The sequence below is a fragment of the Methylobacterium mesophilicum SR1.6/6 genome (assembly GCF_000364445.2).
Lineage (GTDB): Bacteria > Pseudomonadota > Alphaproteobacteria > Rhizobiales > Beijerinckiaceae > Methylobacterium > Methylobacterium mesophilicum_A.
Map to the genome: position 1 here is coordinate 2,669,995 of NZ_CP043538.1, position 13,791 is coordinate 2,683,785.

Annotated in this window: 15 protein-coding genes; 10 read left to right on the forward strand and 5 right to left on the reverse strand. The window is 71.0% G+C overall.

All coding sequences use genetic code 11. The features are described 5' to 3' along the window. Positions 1 to 64: 64 nt before the first annotated feature. The 3 genes from MMSR116_RS12725 (at position 65) to MMSR116_RS12735 (ending at position 3,703) form a co-directional block, all read left to right on the forward strand. Positions 65 to 1,336: a glycosyltransferase family 4 protein gene (locus MMSR116_RS12725; RefSeq protein WP_010682766.1), complete on the forward strand. Its 1,272-nt coding sequence runs from the start codon at positions 65 to 67 to the stop codon at positions 1,334 to 1,336. A gap of 232 nt (positions 1,337 to 1,568) precedes the next feature. Next, complete coding sequence (locus tag MMSR116_RS12730; RefSeq protein WP_010682765.1) at positions 1,569 to 2,558, forward strand: sterol desaturase family protein; 990 nt, start codon at positions 1,569 to 1,571, stop codon at positions 2,556 to 2,558. A 5-nt stretch (positions 2,559 to 2,563) separates the two neighbouring features. Further along, positions 2,564 to 3,703, forward strand: a complete 1,140-nt coding sequence (locus tag MMSR116_RS12735) for a GNAT family N-acetyltransferase (RefSeq protein WP_010682764.1) — start codon at positions 2,564 to 2,566, stop codon at positions 3,701 to 3,703. A 17-nt stretch (positions 3,704 to 3,720) separates the two neighbouring features. On the opposite strand, the gene MMSR116_RS12740 is transcribed toward MMSR116_RS12735, so the two are convergent. Next, on the reverse strand, positions 3,721 to 4,953 hold the full coding sequence (locus MMSR116_RS12740; protein ID WP_010682763.1) for a hypothetical protein: 1,233 nt from the start codon (positions 4,951 to 4,953) through the stop codon (positions 3,721 to 3,723). 218 nt (positions 4,954 to 5,171) lie between these two features. Next, the gene (locus MMSR116_RS12745; RefSeq protein WP_010682762.1) at positions 5,172 to 6,326 is read right to left on the reverse strand and encodes an aminotransferase class V-fold PLP-dependent enzyme; all 1,155 of its coding nucleotides are present in this window, start codon (positions 6,324 to 6,326) and stop codon (positions 5,172 to 5,174) included. A 167-nt stretch (positions 6,327 to 6,493) separates the two neighbouring features. Between MMSR116_RS12745 and MMSR116_RS31865 the strand changes: the two genes are divergently transcribed. From MMSR116_RS31865 to MMSR116_RS12755, 3 genes are all read left to right on the forward strand, one after another. Continuing rightward, positions 6,494 to 6,667: a hypothetical protein gene (locus tag MMSR116_RS31865; protein ID WP_244625651.1), complete on the forward strand. Its 174-nt coding sequence runs from the start codon at positions 6,494 to 6,496 to the stop codon at positions 6,665 to 6,667. Continuing rightward, positions 6,652 to 6,891: a hypothetical protein gene (locus MMSR116_RS31870; protein ID WP_039892371.1), complete on the forward strand. Its 240-nt coding sequence runs from the start codon at positions 6,652 to 6,654 to the stop codon at positions 6,889 to 6,891. Before MMSR116_RS31865 ends, MMSR116_RS31870 begins: the two co-directional genes overlap by 16 nt. Before the next feature lie 66 nt (positions 6,892 to 6,957). After that, on the forward strand, positions 6,958 to 7,830 hold the full coding sequence (locus MMSR116_RS12755) for a 4-(cytidine 5'-diphospho)-2-C-methyl-D-erythritol kinase (RefSeq protein WP_010682761.1): 873 nt from the start codon (positions 6,958 to 6,960) through the stop codon (positions 7,828 to 7,830). Between the two features lie 19 nt (positions 7,831 to 7,849). Here the strand turns inward: MMSR116_RS12755 and MMSR116_RS12760 are convergent, their stop codons facing one another. Together MMSR116_RS12760 and MMSR116_RS12765 are read right to left on the reverse strand one after the other, a co-directional pair. Further along, positions 7,850 to 8,260 carry a hypothetical protein gene (locus MMSR116_RS12760; RefSeq protein WP_244625652.1) on the reverse strand — a complete coding sequence of 137 codons (411 nt, stop codon included), beginning with the start codon at positions 8,258 to 8,260 and terminating at the stop codon, positions 7,850 to 7,852. Positions 8,261 to 8,328: 68 nt separating this feature from the next. After that, the gene (locus MMSR116_RS12765; protein WP_010682759.1) at positions 8,329 to 10,146 is read right to left on the reverse strand and encodes a chloride channel protein; all 1,818 of its coding nucleotides are present in this window, start codon (positions 10,144 to 10,146) and stop codon (positions 8,329 to 8,331) included. Between the two features lie 140 nt (positions 10,147 to 10,286). Here MMSR116_RS12765 and MMSR116_RS12770 point away from each other — a divergent pair, with 140 nt between their 5' ends. After that, positions 10,287 to 10,715, forward strand: coding sequence for a MarR family winged helix-turn-helix transcriptional regulator (locus tag MMSR116_RS12770; RefSeq protein WP_010682758.1), 429 nt, complete (start codon positions 10,287 to 10,289; stop codon positions 10,713 to 10,715). A 40-nt stretch (positions 10,716 to 10,755) separates the two neighbouring features. Beyond that, on the forward strand, positions 10,756 to 11,625 hold the full coding sequence (locus tag MMSR116_RS12775; RefSeq protein WP_010682757.1) for a protein-L-isoaspartate O-methyltransferase family protein: 870 nt from the start codon (positions 10,756 to 10,758) through the stop codon (positions 11,623 to 11,625). 10 nt (positions 11,626 to 11,635) lie between these two features. On the opposite strand, the gene MMSR116_RS12780 is transcribed toward MMSR116_RS12775, so the two are convergent. Continuing rightward, positions 11,636 to 12,655 (reverse strand): polyprenyl synthetase family protein, encoded by a 1,020-nt coding sequence (locus tag MMSR116_RS12780; protein ID WP_010682756.1) that lies wholly within the window; start codon positions 12,653 to 12,655, stop codon positions 11,636 to 11,638. A gap of 168 nt (positions 12,656 to 12,823) precedes the next feature. Here MMSR116_RS12780 and MMSR116_RS12785 point away from each other — a divergent pair, with 168 nt between their 5' ends. After that, positions 12,824 to 13,048 (forward strand): DUF2007 domain-containing protein, encoded by a 225-nt coding sequence (locus MMSR116_RS12785; RefSeq protein WP_039892370.1) that lies wholly within the window; start codon positions 12,824 to 12,826, stop codon positions 13,046 to 13,048. Beyond that, positions 13,048 to 13,791 (forward strand): tRNA1(Val) (adenine(37)-N6)-methyltransferase, encoded by a 744-nt coding sequence (locus MMSR116_RS12790; RefSeq protein WP_010682754.1) that lies wholly within the window; start codon positions 13,048 to 13,050, stop codon positions 13,789 to 13,791. Before MMSR116_RS12785 ends, MMSR116_RS12790 begins: the two co-directional genes overlap by 1 nt.

The following is a 13,791-nucleotide window of genomic DNA, read 5'->3' on the forward strand; positions in this document are numbered from 1 at the left end:
AGTATCACAATAATATCGTCGCGAAATCGATATTGCAACCTATGGTTGTAGGTTAATTTTATTAATGATCCCTCTGACAAACGAGACGATCTTGCGCACGACTTACCTAGCAAGCGGGGCAGCGAGGACAACAGCCGGGGACGCGCGATCCGCGAGCGACGTCGGCTCGGGCCTGCGCATCACCTGTGTGCATCAGGGTTTCGAACTCTACGGTTCCGACCGGTGTTTCGTCGAAACGGTCTGCACCCTCCGAACCATCCATCCGACCGCGCAGATCGATGTCGTCCTGCCGCGCAGCGGCCCGATCGTGGCGGCGTTGACGCCCTTCGCGAGCCGGGTGTCGATCGAGCCCCTGTGGATCCTGCGACGGAAGGACCTCGCACGTCTCGCCACCCTAGGTCTGATGGTGTTGCCGCTCGCGGTGCTGCGCGCGTACCGGCGTCTCCGCGCCAGCGACCTCGTCTACATCAACACGACCGTGGTGGCGGACTACCTCCTGGCCGCGCGGTTCCGGCCGGGCCGCAGCATCGTGCACGTCCACGAACTTCCGGACGGGGTCGTGCTGAAGGTTCTGCGCGCCCTCATCCTGTGGAGCGGCGCCCACGTCGTGTTCAACTCGCGCGCCACCGAGCGGGTCTATGCGCTTCCGGCGCAGGTGACGGCTTGCGTGGTCTACAACGGGATCGCCGGACCGCCGGGGGCGAAGCCGGCGGATTACGATGGACGCCGTCCACTCCGGATGCTGATGCTCGGGCGGATCAGCGGGATCAAGGGTCAGGATGTCCTGGTCGAGGCCCTTGCCTCGCTGCCCGAGGCCATGCGGCGGCGGATCGAGTTGCGCATCGTCGGGAGCGCCTTCGAGGACGAGGCCCGTGAGCGGGCCCTGACGGCGCAGATCGAGGCGGCAGGCCTCTCCGAGCATGTCAGCCTGCAGCCCTTCGTGTCCGATCCGGCGCCGCTCTATCGCTGGGCCGACGTGGTCACGATGCCGTCGCAGAAGCCCGAATCCCTCGGCCGGGTCGCGATCGAGGCCATGTCGTACGGCGTACCGCCTCTGGTGACCGCGATCGGTGGTCTGCCGGAGGTCGTGGAGGACGGCAAGACCGGGTGGATCGTACCGCCCGGCGGGCCGGAGCCGATCGCGGAGGCCCTGATGCGCATGATCTCGGATCCTGAGCATTGGCGGGGTTTCGGCCAGGCCGCACGGGCGCGCTACGAGAGCGTGTTCTCCGGGAAGTCTGCGGCGGACGGGATCGCCGCCATGGTCCGAACGACCCTGGGCGGGCCGCGCACGGCGGCTCCGGAGGCGCAACATTCGACGCGACCGAGCCTCTGAGGAGTGGGCGAGAACGGCACGTATATCCGGCGCCGGTTTAACAAAAGTTCAGCCCGTTGGCTGTATCCCGGCGCACGGATGACGGATTCGGTTTTTGGTGGACAAGTCGCGCGGCACTAAGCTCCTGGAAGCCCGGTTCGCAGACCTTTCTGCCTGCTGAGGCAGAATCGGATCCGGCGGCGACTGTGCGGCGATAGCGAGGGAACGGGCTCGGCGAAGGGAACGCGCACTCATGGATGTCGCCCACTTCATCCAGCAGATCGCCGAGAAGCTCTCGGGCGAGAACATGCTCGCCGCCGGCCTGCTGTTCGCGACAGCGCTGGGCTGCGCGCTGATCGCCTATCTGCGGACGGCGGAGCGGTACTCGTTCGCCGAGTTCTTCGAGTTCGCGCTCCCGCGCGCGGTGATCACCCATCCCTCGGCCCGCGCGGACCTGCTGTTCTACGTCACCCGCAAGGCAATCATGCCGTTCCTGCTCATCCCGGCGGGGGTGACCTTCGTGGTGGCGGTCGGCTACGCGACCAACCGGCTCCTGGGCGCGCTGTTCGGCATCGACCATCCGGTCTTCGGCGAGCCCGGGCCCATCACCATCGTGGTGTTCACCGCCACGATGCTGCTGGCCTACGACCTGTCCTACTATCTCTATCACACGGCCCAGCACCGATTCCCGTTCCTGTGGGAGTTGCACAAGGTCCACCACTCGGCCGAGGTCATGGTGGGCATCACCAAGGACCGGGTGCACCCGCTGGATGAGCTGATGAACCGCGCCTGGGACGGGGTGATCCCCGGGATCTGCTTCGGGATCTGGAGCCTCCTGTCCCTGAACCCGGTCGAGCTGACGGTGTTTGGCATCAACGTCTACATCATGCGCAACATCCTGATGATGGACTTCGTCCGGCACACGCACTTCAAGATCTCGTTCGGGCCGCTCAACAATGTGGTCCTGTGTCCACACTGGCATCAGCTTCACCACTCGACGGCGCCGCAGCACTACGACAAGAATTTCGGTCTCCTGTTCTCGTTCTGGGACCGTCTGTTCGGGACCCTGTGCGTCCCGCACCCCGACGAGGACTTCAAGTTCGGCCTCATGGATCGGGATGTGGCCGACTACCAATCCCTCTCGGGCCTGTACGTGCTGCCCTTGAAGAAGATGGGTCAGCGGATCTCCCGGCAGGTGCGGCGCCTGCGCGGCGTGCCCGCCCAGTCCCGACCAGGCGCGTGACCGCGATGCAGGACCGCATGCAGGAACGCTTCGAGACGATCCGCACGGCCGAGCGCCTGGCTGAGGTCGGACCCGCGTGGAGCGACCTGTGGGCGCGCAGCGGCGCGCTCATCTTCCAGAGTCATGCCTGGATCTCCGCGTGGTGGGCGAGCGCCGCCGACAGGGACCGTCGCACCCTGGCCATCGCGCTGGCTTGGCGAGGCCAGGACCTCATCGGCGTGATGCCCCTCGCCACCGTCCGGCGGAAGGGCTTCCGTGTGCTCGAGTGGGCCGCCAAGGACTGCTCGGACTTCGGGGACGCGCTGCTGGCGCCGGAAGCCGACCGGGACCTCGTGCGGAGGATGTGGCGCCATGCCGGCCGGACCGGCGGCTTCGATCTCGCCTATCTGAACCGGCTGCTTCCGGAGGCTGCGGCGCGGACGCTGCTCGAACCGGCAAGCGGCGGGATCCGGCTGCATCTGAACCATCGCGATGAGGCGAACTGGCGGGTGCGCGGCCCCTGGAAGACCGGGCAGGCGTGGTTCGACGCGCAGTCGAAGAAGACGCGTCAGAATTACAGGCGCGGCCAGAAGTTCATGGGCGAACGCGGCCTCCTCGCCTTCCGCCTGCTCGGCTTGGAGGAGCCGCTCGGCCCGGTCCTCGACCGGCTGACGACCTTCAAGCGGGCCTGGCTCGCGACCCACGCCCTCGCCTCCACGGCGTTCTACGACGAGGGCTCCCAGGCGCTGCCCGCCATGGTGCGGGTGCTGGCCGAGACGGGGCTGCTCCACGCCTTCGTGCTGGAATGCGGCGGCGAGGTCGTGGCGGTGTCGATCAACTTCGTCCAGGCCGGCACGATGATGGCCTTCGTCACCACCTACGATCCGGCCGTCGAGCGCGGCTCGCCGGGCATGGTGCTGATGATGGACTACATCATGTGGTCAATCGACCGCGGGCTGCACACCGTGGATTTCCTCTGTGGCGACGAGGGCTTCAAGGGTCGCTTCGGCACGCAGAACCTGACCCTGGCCTCGATGATGGGCGCGCGTACGCCGCTGGGCTTGGCCGCCCGCGTCGCCGACAGCGTCGGGCACGCGGCACGGCGCCGCTTCGGCGGGACCGCGCCGCAGAGCGGCGGAGCACCGGCGGCGGAAGTGGCGGCCTGAGGCCTGGGTGCGCGCGGTCAGGCTGACCCGGCAGCCCGCCGGAGGCTTAGCCCGCGCGCGCGGCCGCGGAACGCCTCCACCGACCAGGCGAGGGTGGCGAGTTCGGAGGCGATGAGGCCCAGGAGTGCAGTGGCCGGCGGCAGCATCAGCAGGGCCGGCACCATGATGGCGAATCCGATGGCGGCGCTCGCCACCGCACCCGCCGTGATGGTCCGGAAATCCGCGGACGCTTCCAGATAGGCGCGCGGGATCGCGTAGAGCAGCGAGACGGTCACCACGGCCCAGACGCCGAGCCCGATCCAGCCCATCGGCTCGCCCGCGAACCGCCCCTTGAACAGGATCTCCTCGATCAGCGGCAGGGCCGACGCCATAACCGCCCCGTAGGCGAGGCAGGCGGAGCCGAGCAAAACCATATGGCGGACGACGAGGCGGCGCGCGGCCTGGACCTCGCCGTTGGCCAGCAGCCCGCTGATCTCGGGCAGGACCATGTTCATCAGCGCGCTCGTGGGAATGCGCAGCGGGGCGTAGAGGACGAGCGTCGCGGCAATCGGCGCGTAGGCGGCGGGCCCGGCCAGGACGCCGAAGAGGAGCGTGAGGCCCTGGCCCTGCACGGTGAGGCTGGTGACGCCCGCCAGGGACCACGCCAGCGTCCGCCAGATTGCCCGGTAGCGCGCCCGCGCCCGCGCGTGCAGCGAGAATCGCAGACGCTCGCGAACCGCCCCGTAAGCCACCGCGATGGCGATCGCGTGCGCCACGGCGATTGCCACAAAGGCCCGGTCGAGCAGCGCCGTGCCGGCACCGGTGAGGCCGCGCGCCACGAACAGACCGCCGCAAACGGCGTAGACGAGGTCGCTCATGCCGGCGATCCGCGGACGCCCGCGAGCGAGGAGCACGATCCGGAGATAGCTGCGGAAGGCGTAGAGGCCCACGAACGCCCCGCCCGCCAGAGCGCCGAGGCCGATCACCGGCACTAAGGCCGCGCCGACTCCGAGGCCCAACAGGCCGGCGACGAGGACCGCCCCGGAGCCGAACATGACGTCGTAGCCCAGAGCCGCCGGCCGACCGAGGCTCCGGGCCAGATGGAGCGTCGCGGGGACCGCCACCAGGGCGCGGATGTAGGTGATCCCGACGGCGCCCACCGCGAAGACGATCGCGAACAAGCCGTAATCGTGCGCGTCGAGTTCGCGCACCAGCAGGATGTTGAGCACGAAGTGGAACAGGCTCTGGATCAGTTCGCCTGAGAGGATCACGGCAAACCGTCCCGAGGAACCGGCCCGGATGGCGCGCGACAGCCGCGTTCGACCGGCGCCACGCTGATCCGGTGTGCGGATAATCTCACCCGGAGGCGGCATCGATCCTGACATGCGGCTTGGAAAAGCTTTCCTCAGACACCGGCGCCATCGGCGCCAAAGGCTCATCTAGGCGCGATCCCGGGCGGGGCACCCGCATCTCATCGGTCGGGCTCGGCTTAGCGGCCCTGTGTTTCCGTGCTGTCGCTGCGGCAGCCGCCCAGCGCTTCGCCGAGCGCCGCCAGGCAGCGCGCGACGTCATCGTCGTCGTTCCAGACATGCGGGCTGAGGCGCAAGGCGCCCGCGCGCTCGCTGGCGAATACGCCCCGCTCGCTCAGGCGATTGACGAGGCCGGCGGGCAACCCGCTGGGCCGCCGCAAACCGAGGATGTGGGGGGCTCTCAGGTGATGCGGCGCGACCGCAAGCCCCAGAGCCTCCGCTCCGGCCGCGAGCCGATCCGTCAGCGCGCGCAGCCGGACCGCGACGGACGCCGTATCCCAGCTGGCGACCAGCTCCAGCGCCGCCGCCGCCATGGCGAGGACGACCGGATCGTTCAGTTCGCCCCGATCGTAGCGGCGGGCCCCGACGGCCGGCGGCACGTTGCCCACATGCGCCTCGATCGCCGCGCCGTCCTGGCGGTGGGGCGCCGCGTACAGGCAGGCGAATCCGTAAGGCCCGAGCGCCCACTTGTAGGTCGGGAAAGCCAGGAAGTCGGGCCGCCAGCGCGCCACGTCCACCGGGACGGCACCCACGGCCTGGGTCGCATCGATCACGAGGTTGCCCCCCGCCGCGTGGACGGCGGGTGCAAGAGCGTCGAGGTCGATTCGGACGCCGTCGGTCCAGTGCAGCGGCGTCAGGGTGGCGAGCGCCAGCGGCGCTGCGCCCGGGCGGGCGAGCGCGGCCAGCACCGCCGCCGTCCAATCGCCGTCGTCGGGTCGCGCGACCTCCTCGACCGTCAGGCCGTTGACCGCGGCCAAACGATCAAAGGCGAAGCGCAGGGAGGGAAACTCCTCGGCCACCCGGAGGAGGCGACCGCCCGGACGCGGGTGGAGGTTCCGCGCGGCCGTCGCCATCGCGTGGCTCACCGAGCCGACGATCGCCACGTCGTCCACGGCTGCCCCGATGAGCCGGGCGGCCGCCGCACGGGCTCGCTCGGCCATCGCGGGAATCGCCGCGCGGGGATGATCCCAGGGGCGGCTCTTGAACAGCATGCCCGCCTCGCCGGCGGCCCGGACGGATCGCGGCAGCGGCGACCATGCCGCGGCGTCGAGGTAGCTGACATCGGCCGGCACCTCGAACAGGTGACGCTGGCCGGGAAGCGCGGCGGTCGACATGGCGACCGGAGACTAGAGGATCGGGCGGCCCGAGGCCACGACAGGGATGAGGCAGGTCGACGATGCGGATCGCTCGACCGCGCGTCGAGCGATCCGGGACATCCCCGCGGGTTTGATCGCGCGGCCCCGATGCCGCAAGCGGGCGCGCCACACCCGCGAGGTCGCCCGTGCAGACCCGCCTGCTCAAGCCGGGCAAGCCCGTAGCGCTGGGGCAGGTCGCCGAGACGGCCTTCGCCGGATTGCCAGGCAACCCGCCCGCCGCCTACGTCACGGCGCCGGCGGTGCTGAAGCCGCTGGTGCTGCACCTGTCCGGGGGGCGCGCGACTTGGCGCCGGCCCTGATCGTGCGGAGCGGCTTCGCCACGCAGAAGCGCCCTGGCCAGCGCGAGTCCCTGCGGGTCTGCCTGCAGCCGTATGGGAATGGGATGCCGCACGCCGTCCCGGCGCCTGCCGGCGCACTGTCCGGCCTCGCGGCCAGTGTCGGGCTAGTCGAACTCGCCGAGGATCTGATCACGATCCGGCCGGGCGATGCGCTGCCATACACGCCGCAGGGCAATATGGGCTGAGCTGTTGTTTGCGGCCATGAAACTGTAGAGCCTCGGGAGCCGTCATCATCAGCCGACCGAGACCCCGTGCCCATTCTCGCAGACCGCGCCTCCGCCAAGGTCAACCTGACGCTCCACATCCTCGGGCGTCGGGCGGATGACGGCTACCACGCGCTGGAGAGCCTCGTGGCCTTCGCGGGCACCGCCGACCGGCTGACCCTGGATCCCGACGCGCCGCTCGGCCTCACCGTCAGCGGCCCCACGGCCGGACCGGCCGGCCCAACAGGCGACAACCTCGTCCTGCGCGCCGCACGCGGGCTCGCCGGGCGGGTGCCGGAGCTGCGGACGGGCGCCTTCCACCTCGTCAAGCGCCTTCCAGTAGCGGCCGGCATCGGCGGCGGCTCCTCCGACGCCGCCACGGCCTTGCGCCTGCTCGCCCGCCTCAACGGATTGCCCCTCGATCACGCCGCAGTCGTGGCGGCCGCGCGAGAGACGGGCGCCGACGTGCCGGTCTGCCTCGATCCGCGGGCCCGGATGATGCGCGGCGTCGGGGAGGAGATCGGACCAACGCTGGGCCTCGCGCCGCAACCGGCGGTGCTGATCAATCCTGGCGTTCCGGTACCCACCGCGCCGGTGTTCAAGGCCCTGGGCCTCAAGCCCGGTCAGAGCCTCGACGGAGCCACCCACCCCGACATCGCCCCGGATCTCGGCGGCGAGGCCCTCGTGGCCGCGATCGCCCCGGCCCGCAACGACCTGGAAGCGCCGGCCCTCACGGTAGCGCCCGTGATCGGCGCCGCGCTCGCGGCCCTGCGCGCACAGGGCTGCAGGCTGGCGCGGATGTCGGGCTCCGGCGCCACGGTCTTCGCCCTGTTCGCCGACCGGCGCGGAGCGGTGCGGGCGGCGACGGTGCTGCGGGCGGCGCATCCGGGCTGGTGGGTGGCGCCGACCTTCCTGCGGTGAGGTGCCTGCGGCACGCATCTCAGCCCGGCTCGGCCGCGTAGACGGTGACGACGCCGCCAGCCTGTGGGATCATCACCCGCCAGCGGGCCGCCTGCGGCAGCCCGGCCACGTCGATCGCGCTGGCCGCACCGCTTTGGACATCGAAGGTCGCCAGCTGGCCGGCCTGATCACGGCCGCATAGGAAGGCGCTGCTTTCGGCGAAGTGAAGCGCGGCCGGAATCCGAACCCTGGGCCCGGACGCCGTGGCGGCGAGCGGGCCAGCGGGCGCCAGGAAGGCGCCACGCAGGACCGTGACCTCCGCGTCCATGGCGAGATCGGACACCAGGGGCAGGTCGCCTCCCAACCCGTCGCGCCGGTTCAGCATCAGGGCCTCCCGCCGTCCCGCGCGCGACACGATGAGGGCAAGGTCCCGGTTGCTTTGGTCTTCCATCAGGTACACGGTCCCGGGGCCAAGCCGAGCGATACGGTGTGTCGTCCCCGGATCGCGACGGCCCATGATCAGGCTCCCGTTTCTGCGCGGCGCTCGAGCCGGCCCTTCCGGAAGAACGCGCGGCGCTCGGCTTCGGAGCGGACCACCGTGGCACGCACCTGCAGCAGATCCTTGCGGGTCAGGAGCCCGACCAGCCGGCCGCTCACCGGATCGGTGACCGGCAGGCGCCCCTGCCCGGCTGACAGCATCATGTCGAGGGCGTGCGAGACCACGTCGCCGGGATGGACCACCGCAACGTCGGCATCCGAGACCCGCTCGCCGAGGGTGCCCTCTGCCTCTTCCCCTTCACGCTCCTCCATCGCCCAGTCCAGGGCATCGCCGCGCGAGACCAGCCCTACGGGACGGCCGGCCCCATCGACCACGGGATAGGCATGGTGGGCGCCGGTCTCGATGGCGGCGAGCGCCTCGGCGAGCGGCAGGTCGGCTGCCAGGGTCTCGACCGTGCGCGTCATCACGGCCTCGACGCGGGCGAGATCGTAGGGATCGATCCCGTATTCGCGGGTCACGTGCTGGCCGCGCCGGGCGATCTTCTCGGTGAGGATCGAGCGCTTGAGGAGCAGGACGGTGACCGCGTAGGCCGCCATGGTGGCGGCCAGCAGCGGCGCCAGAGCGGCAACGTCGCCGGTGATCTCGACGGCGAAGACCACGCCGGTCAGGGGCGCTGGCAGCGTGCCGCCGAGCATCGCCGCCATGCCGATCAGCGCCCAGAAGCCGTGCGCGCCGGGCAGAAGCAGCCCGATCAGCCACCCGACCGCACCACCGACGATAAGCAGCGGCGCGAGCACGCCGCCGGACGTGCCCGACGACAGGGCTGCGAGCCAGATCACGGCCTTCACCACCAGGATCATCACCACCGCGCTCGCCAGCATGTGCCCGGAGAGCAGATCGTGAATCACATCGTAGCCGACGCCGAGCGCCCGCGGCTCGACCAGGCCGCCGAGCCCGACCACGGCGGCGCCGAGCGCCGGCCACCACATCCAGTGCAGCGGCAGCCGGCCGAACCCGTCCTCAAGGGCGTAGAGCGCGCGCGTCAGCACGCCCGAGATCAGGCCGCAGGCGATCCCGAGGGCGGCGCAGGCGGGCAACCCCCACCAGGGCAGCGCCGGGTTGTCGGCGAAGGGGAAGAGCGGACCGGCGCCGAACAGCACCGGCCGCCAGCAGGTCGCCGTCACGGCGCCGACAGTCACCGGGACGAGGCTGCGCGGCCGCCACTCGAACAGCAGAACCTCGACGGCGAGCAGCACGGCCGCCACCGGTGTCCCGAAGATCGCCGTCATGCCGGCGGCGGCGCCCGCCACCAGCAGCGTCTTCCGCTCGGCGGCGCTCAGATGAAAGAACTGGGCGAACAGCGAGCCGACCGCACCGCCCGTGACGATAATCGGTCCCTCGGCGCCGAACGGGCCGCCGGTCCCGATCGCCACGGCCGAGGAGAGCGGCTTGAGCACCGCCACCTTGGGCGACATCCGGCTGCCGCCGATGAGGATCGCCTCCATCGCCTCCGGGATGCCGTGGCCGCGGATCTTTTCCGAGCCGTAGCGCGCCATGGCCCCGACGACGAGGGCGCCGATCACGGGAATGGCCACCATCCCGGGGCCGGGCGTGGCGCCGGCAAGGGATGTCAGCGCCGTATCGAAGCGGCCGAACCAGACCAAGTTGGTGACGAGGCCGATCAGGGTGAGGAGGATCCAGGCGGTGCCGCTCGCGGCCGTGCCGGTGATGACCGCCATCCCGGCAAGGGTGAGGACGCGCCGGTCGGCACTGAAATCGCCAAGCGTCCGCCGCCGCGGCCCGTCTCCGCCGCGCGCCGTCTCGAGCCGGCCGTTCATTCAAGTCTCCCCTGTGCAGAGTCTGTCATTTATGTCGGGTTACGATATATTCCACAACGGCCGGCTGCGGTCGTGGCGCGGCACGTTGTGGAACGGTGCGTCGCGTTGGTACGTCCGCTGAACCCACCGCAGAGGCGATCATGACGGTCGACATGCCGGAGACCGGCGCGCTCACCGCGGAGCAGTACGCAGCCCTTGCGGATTTCCGTTTCCGGCTCCGGCGCTTCCTGGCCTTCAGCGAAGCCGCGGCGGCCCGGGTCGGGCTGCCGCCGCAGCAGCATCAGGCGCTGCTGACCCTCGCCGGTCATGCCGGGCGCGCACCCGCCACAGTGGGGCTGCTGGCGGAACAATTGCTCATCGCCCCCCACAGCGCCGCCGAGCTGGTCGCCCGGATGGTCGAGGGCGGATTGCTGACCAAGGGGCGCGCGGTCGAGGATCGGCGGCGGAGCGAACTGGCGCTCACGCCCCGCGCCGAGGCGCTGCTGCGGACGCTGACGAACGCCCATCTGGAGGAGCTGCGCGGGCTGGCACCGGCCCTCACCGACGCGCTCGCGCCCGTGGGGCGTTGACGCGACGGGCGCCGGCGAACGGGCTTCCCGGGAGACCGAAATGACCGACATGGACGAGGCGAAGTCGCGCACCGTCAAGCTTCGGCGGTTCTACGCCGAACTCGTCACGGGCCGGGCCGCGCCGGAGATCACGGCCGCTTTCGCGGCGATCCCGCGGGAGATCTTCGCCGGGCCCGGACCCTGGTCGATCCCCTGCGCCACGATCGTCCGATCCCCGGAGCAGCGTCCGCATTACGTCCGCACGCCCGACGCCGATCCGGCCTTCCTCTACCAGGACGTGCTCGTCGCCCTCGACCCGGAGCGGGGCGTCAACATCGGACAGCCCAGCCTCCACGCCCTATGCCTCGCCGCGCTGGGGCTGCGTCCTGGCGAAACCGTGATCCAGGTCGGCAGCGGCAGCGGCTACTACACCGCGCTGCTGGCCCATCTGGTCGGTCCGGGAGGTCGGGTTCACGCCTACGAGATCGATCCCGACCTCGCCGCCCGGACGGCCGCCAATCTCGCACCCTGGCCCTGGGCGCAGGTCGCGGCGCGCTCCGGGGTCACGGCGGGATTGCCGCCGGCCGACGCGATCTACGTCAATGCCGGGACGGCGCGGCCGGCCCGCGCGTGGCTCGATGCCCTGAGGCCGGATGGACGGCTGCTCTTCCCGCTCCAGGGCCCGCAGAGGCGGGGCGGCCTGCTGCTGGTCCGCCGGACGGCCAACGACGCGGCGTGGCCGGCTCGGTTCGTGTCCCTGGCGACGTTCATCGCGCTTCAGGATGCCGACGACGGCGATGCGGTCCGGCTCAACGCGGCTTTTGCCGGAGGCGGACTGTTCGCGGTGCGGTCGCTCCGCTTCACCGGCGCGCGCGACGCGAGCTGCTGGTACGATGGCGGAGACTGGTGGCTGTCAACGCTGGACGCGTGAGCACCGGTTCTCAGCGCGCCCGCGCGACGCAGAACTCCACGGCACCGAGGAGCGCCGCCTTCACGGCGCCGTCGGGGAAGATGTCGAGGGCTGCGCGCGCCTCGGCGCCGTAATGCTGGGCGCGGGCCACCGTCTCCTCGAGGGTGCCGTGCCGCTGGAGCAGGTCGAGGGCCGTCTCCAGATCGCCGTCGCGGATCTCGCCCTGCTGAAGGGTCCGCCGCCAGAAGCCGCGTTCGCCCTCGCTGGCCCGGCGATGGGCCAGAACGATCGGCAGGGTGATCTTGCCCTCGCGGAAATCGTCGCCGACATTCTTGCCGAGCTCCGCCGACGTTCCGCCGTAATCCAGCACGTCGTCGATCAGCTGGAAGGCGATGCCGAGATTCATCCCATAGGCGCGCGCCGCGGCCTGCTCGGCCTCCGGGCGCCCGGCCAGCACAGGCCCGACCTCGCAGGCGGCGGCGAACAGCTCGGCGGTCTTGCCGCGGATCACCGCGAGGTAGGCGGCCTCGTCGGTTTCCAGGTTCTTGGCGTTGGTGAGCTGCATCACCTCACCCTCGGCGATCACCGTGGCGGCGGCCGAGAGGATGTCGAGGGCCTTCAAGGAGCCGACCTCAACCATCATCCGGAAGGCCTGTCCGAGCAGGAAGTCGCCGACCAGCACCGAGGCCTCGTTGCCCCACTTGATCCGGGCCGCGACGCGACCGCGGCGCATGTCGCTCTCGTCGACCACGTCGTCGTGCAGGAGCGTGGCGGTGTGCATGAACTCGACGCTGGCGGCGAGCTTGACGTCCCCGTCGGTCCCGCCCGCGTAGCCGCACAGCTGGGCGCAGGCGAGGGTCAGGATCGGGCGCAGGCGCTTGCCGCCGGAGGCGATCAGGTGGTTGGCGACTTCGGGGATCATCGCCACGTCGGATCCCGTCCGCGACAGGATCGTGGTGTTGACCCGCGCCATGCCGTCAGCCACGAGCGCGACGAGGTCGTTCAGCCCCGCCTCCGCCTCGGGCTTCGGGTTCTCGATGGAGAGGGCCATACCCAAGATCCGTAGCCTCCAGACCGGTTGCCCGTCGCCGGGTGGGCGATCCCTTCGCACGCGTCCCGCGGCGCCGCAACATCGTCCCCGGAGGGATATGGTGTACCGGCAACGCGGATCTCGCGCGACGAAACCGCCGATGTGCCTGTTGATGACGACAAGTGCGCGATGATTGAGCTGATCCGGGCCAACGATATCGTACTGATCGGCTTCGCGCGCTCGGTCCTCGAAGCCGCCGAGATCCCGGTCCTCGTGGCGGACAGCCACATGAGCCTGATGGAGGGCTCCATCGGCGTGTTCGGCCAGCGCCTCCTGGTGCCGCGCGACCACGAGGCCCAGGCCCGTCGCCTGCTCGCCGATGCCGGGATCGGGCACGAACTGCGCCAACCGTGATGGCTGAGCCGGACGCCTTCCTGGGCGGATTGCTGCGCCTGCACCAGCCGCCGCGGGGAGCCCATCGGGCGGGGACGGACGCGGTCCTGCTCGCGCGGCTGCTCCCCGTGAGCGCGGGTGATCGGGTCTGCGACATCGGGGCCGGGACCGGCGCGGTCGGGCTCGCCTGCGCCGCGCTGGCGCGGGGGCTTCAGCCCACCCTGGTGGAGCGCGATCCGATGCTCGCCGAACTGGCCCGAGCGAATGCCGCGCTCAACGGTATCGACGCCCGTGTCATCGTGGCCGATGTGCTCGCGCCAGCGGCGGAACGCCGCGCCGCAGGTCTCTCGCCGGACGCACTCGACGTGGTGCTCACCAACCCGCCGTTCTTCGCGGCCGGCAGCCACCGCGCCTCGCCGCATCCGGGGCGGGCCGCGGCCCACACCTTCGCGGAGGGCAGCCTGGACCTGTGGATCCGCGCCTGCACGGGGATCCTCCGGCCGGGCGGCCGGCTCGGGCTCATCCACAGGGCCGACGCGCTGCCCGCTGCCCTCGACGCGCTCAAGGGGCGCTACGGCGCCGTGGCGATCCGTCCCGTCCATGCCCGCGGCGACACGCCGGCGATCCGCGTGCTGATCGCGGCGATCCGGGGCAGCCGCGCGGCGCCGCGCCTGCTTCCGGGCCTCGTGCTGCACGAACCCGACGGCGGCTTCACGCCGGAGGCCGACGCACTCCATCGCGGAGCACCCTGGCCGCTGGCCTGA

Bases quoted from the DNA above. Each gene is read 5' to 3' on its own strand.
- MMSR116_RS12730 (WP_010682765.1), top strand. From the start codon at position 1,569: ATGGATGTCGCCCACTTCATCCAGCAGATCGCCGAGAAGCTCTCGGGC.
- MMSR116_RS12765 (WP_010682759.1), bottom strand. From the start codon at position 10,146: ATGAACGGCCGGCTCGAGACGGCGCGCGGCGGAGACGGGCCGCGGCGG.
- MMSR116_RS12735 (WP_010682764.1), top strand. From the start codon at position 2,564: ATGCAGGACCGCATGCAGGAACGCTTCGAGACGATCCGCACGGCCGAG.
- MMSR116_RS12780 (WP_010682756.1), bottom strand. From the start codon at position 12,655: ATGGCCCTCTCCATCGAGAACCCGAAGCCCGAGGCGGAGGCGGGGCTG.
- MMSR116_RS12785 (WP_039892370.1), top strand. From the start codon at position 12,824: ATGATTGAGCTGATCCGGGCCAACGATATCGTACTGATCGGCTTCGCG.
- MMSR116_RS12775 (WP_010682757.1), top strand. From the start codon at position 10,756: ATGACCGACATGGACGAGGCGAAGTCGCGCACCGTCAAGCTTCGGCGG.
- MMSR116_RS12725 (WP_010682766.1), top strand. From the start codon at position 65: ATGATCCCTCTGACAAACGAGACGATCTTGCGCACGACTTACCTAGCA.
- MMSR116_RS12760 (WP_244625652.1), bottom strand. From the start codon at position 8,260: ATGGAAGACCAAAGCAACCGGGACCTTGCCCTCATCGTGTCGCGCGCG.
- MMSR116_RS12790 (WP_010682754.1), top strand. From the start codon at position 13,048: ATGGCTGAGCCGGACGCCTTCCTGGGCGGATTGCTGCGCCTGCACCAG.
- MMSR116_RS12745 (WP_010682762.1), bottom strand. From the start codon at position 6,326: ATGTCGACCGCCGCGCTTCCCGGCCAGCGTCACCTGTTCGAGGTGCCG.
- MMSR116_RS12770 (WP_010682758.1), top strand. From the start codon at position 10,287: ATGACGGTCGACATGCCGGAGACCGGCGCGCTCACCGCGGAGCAGTAC.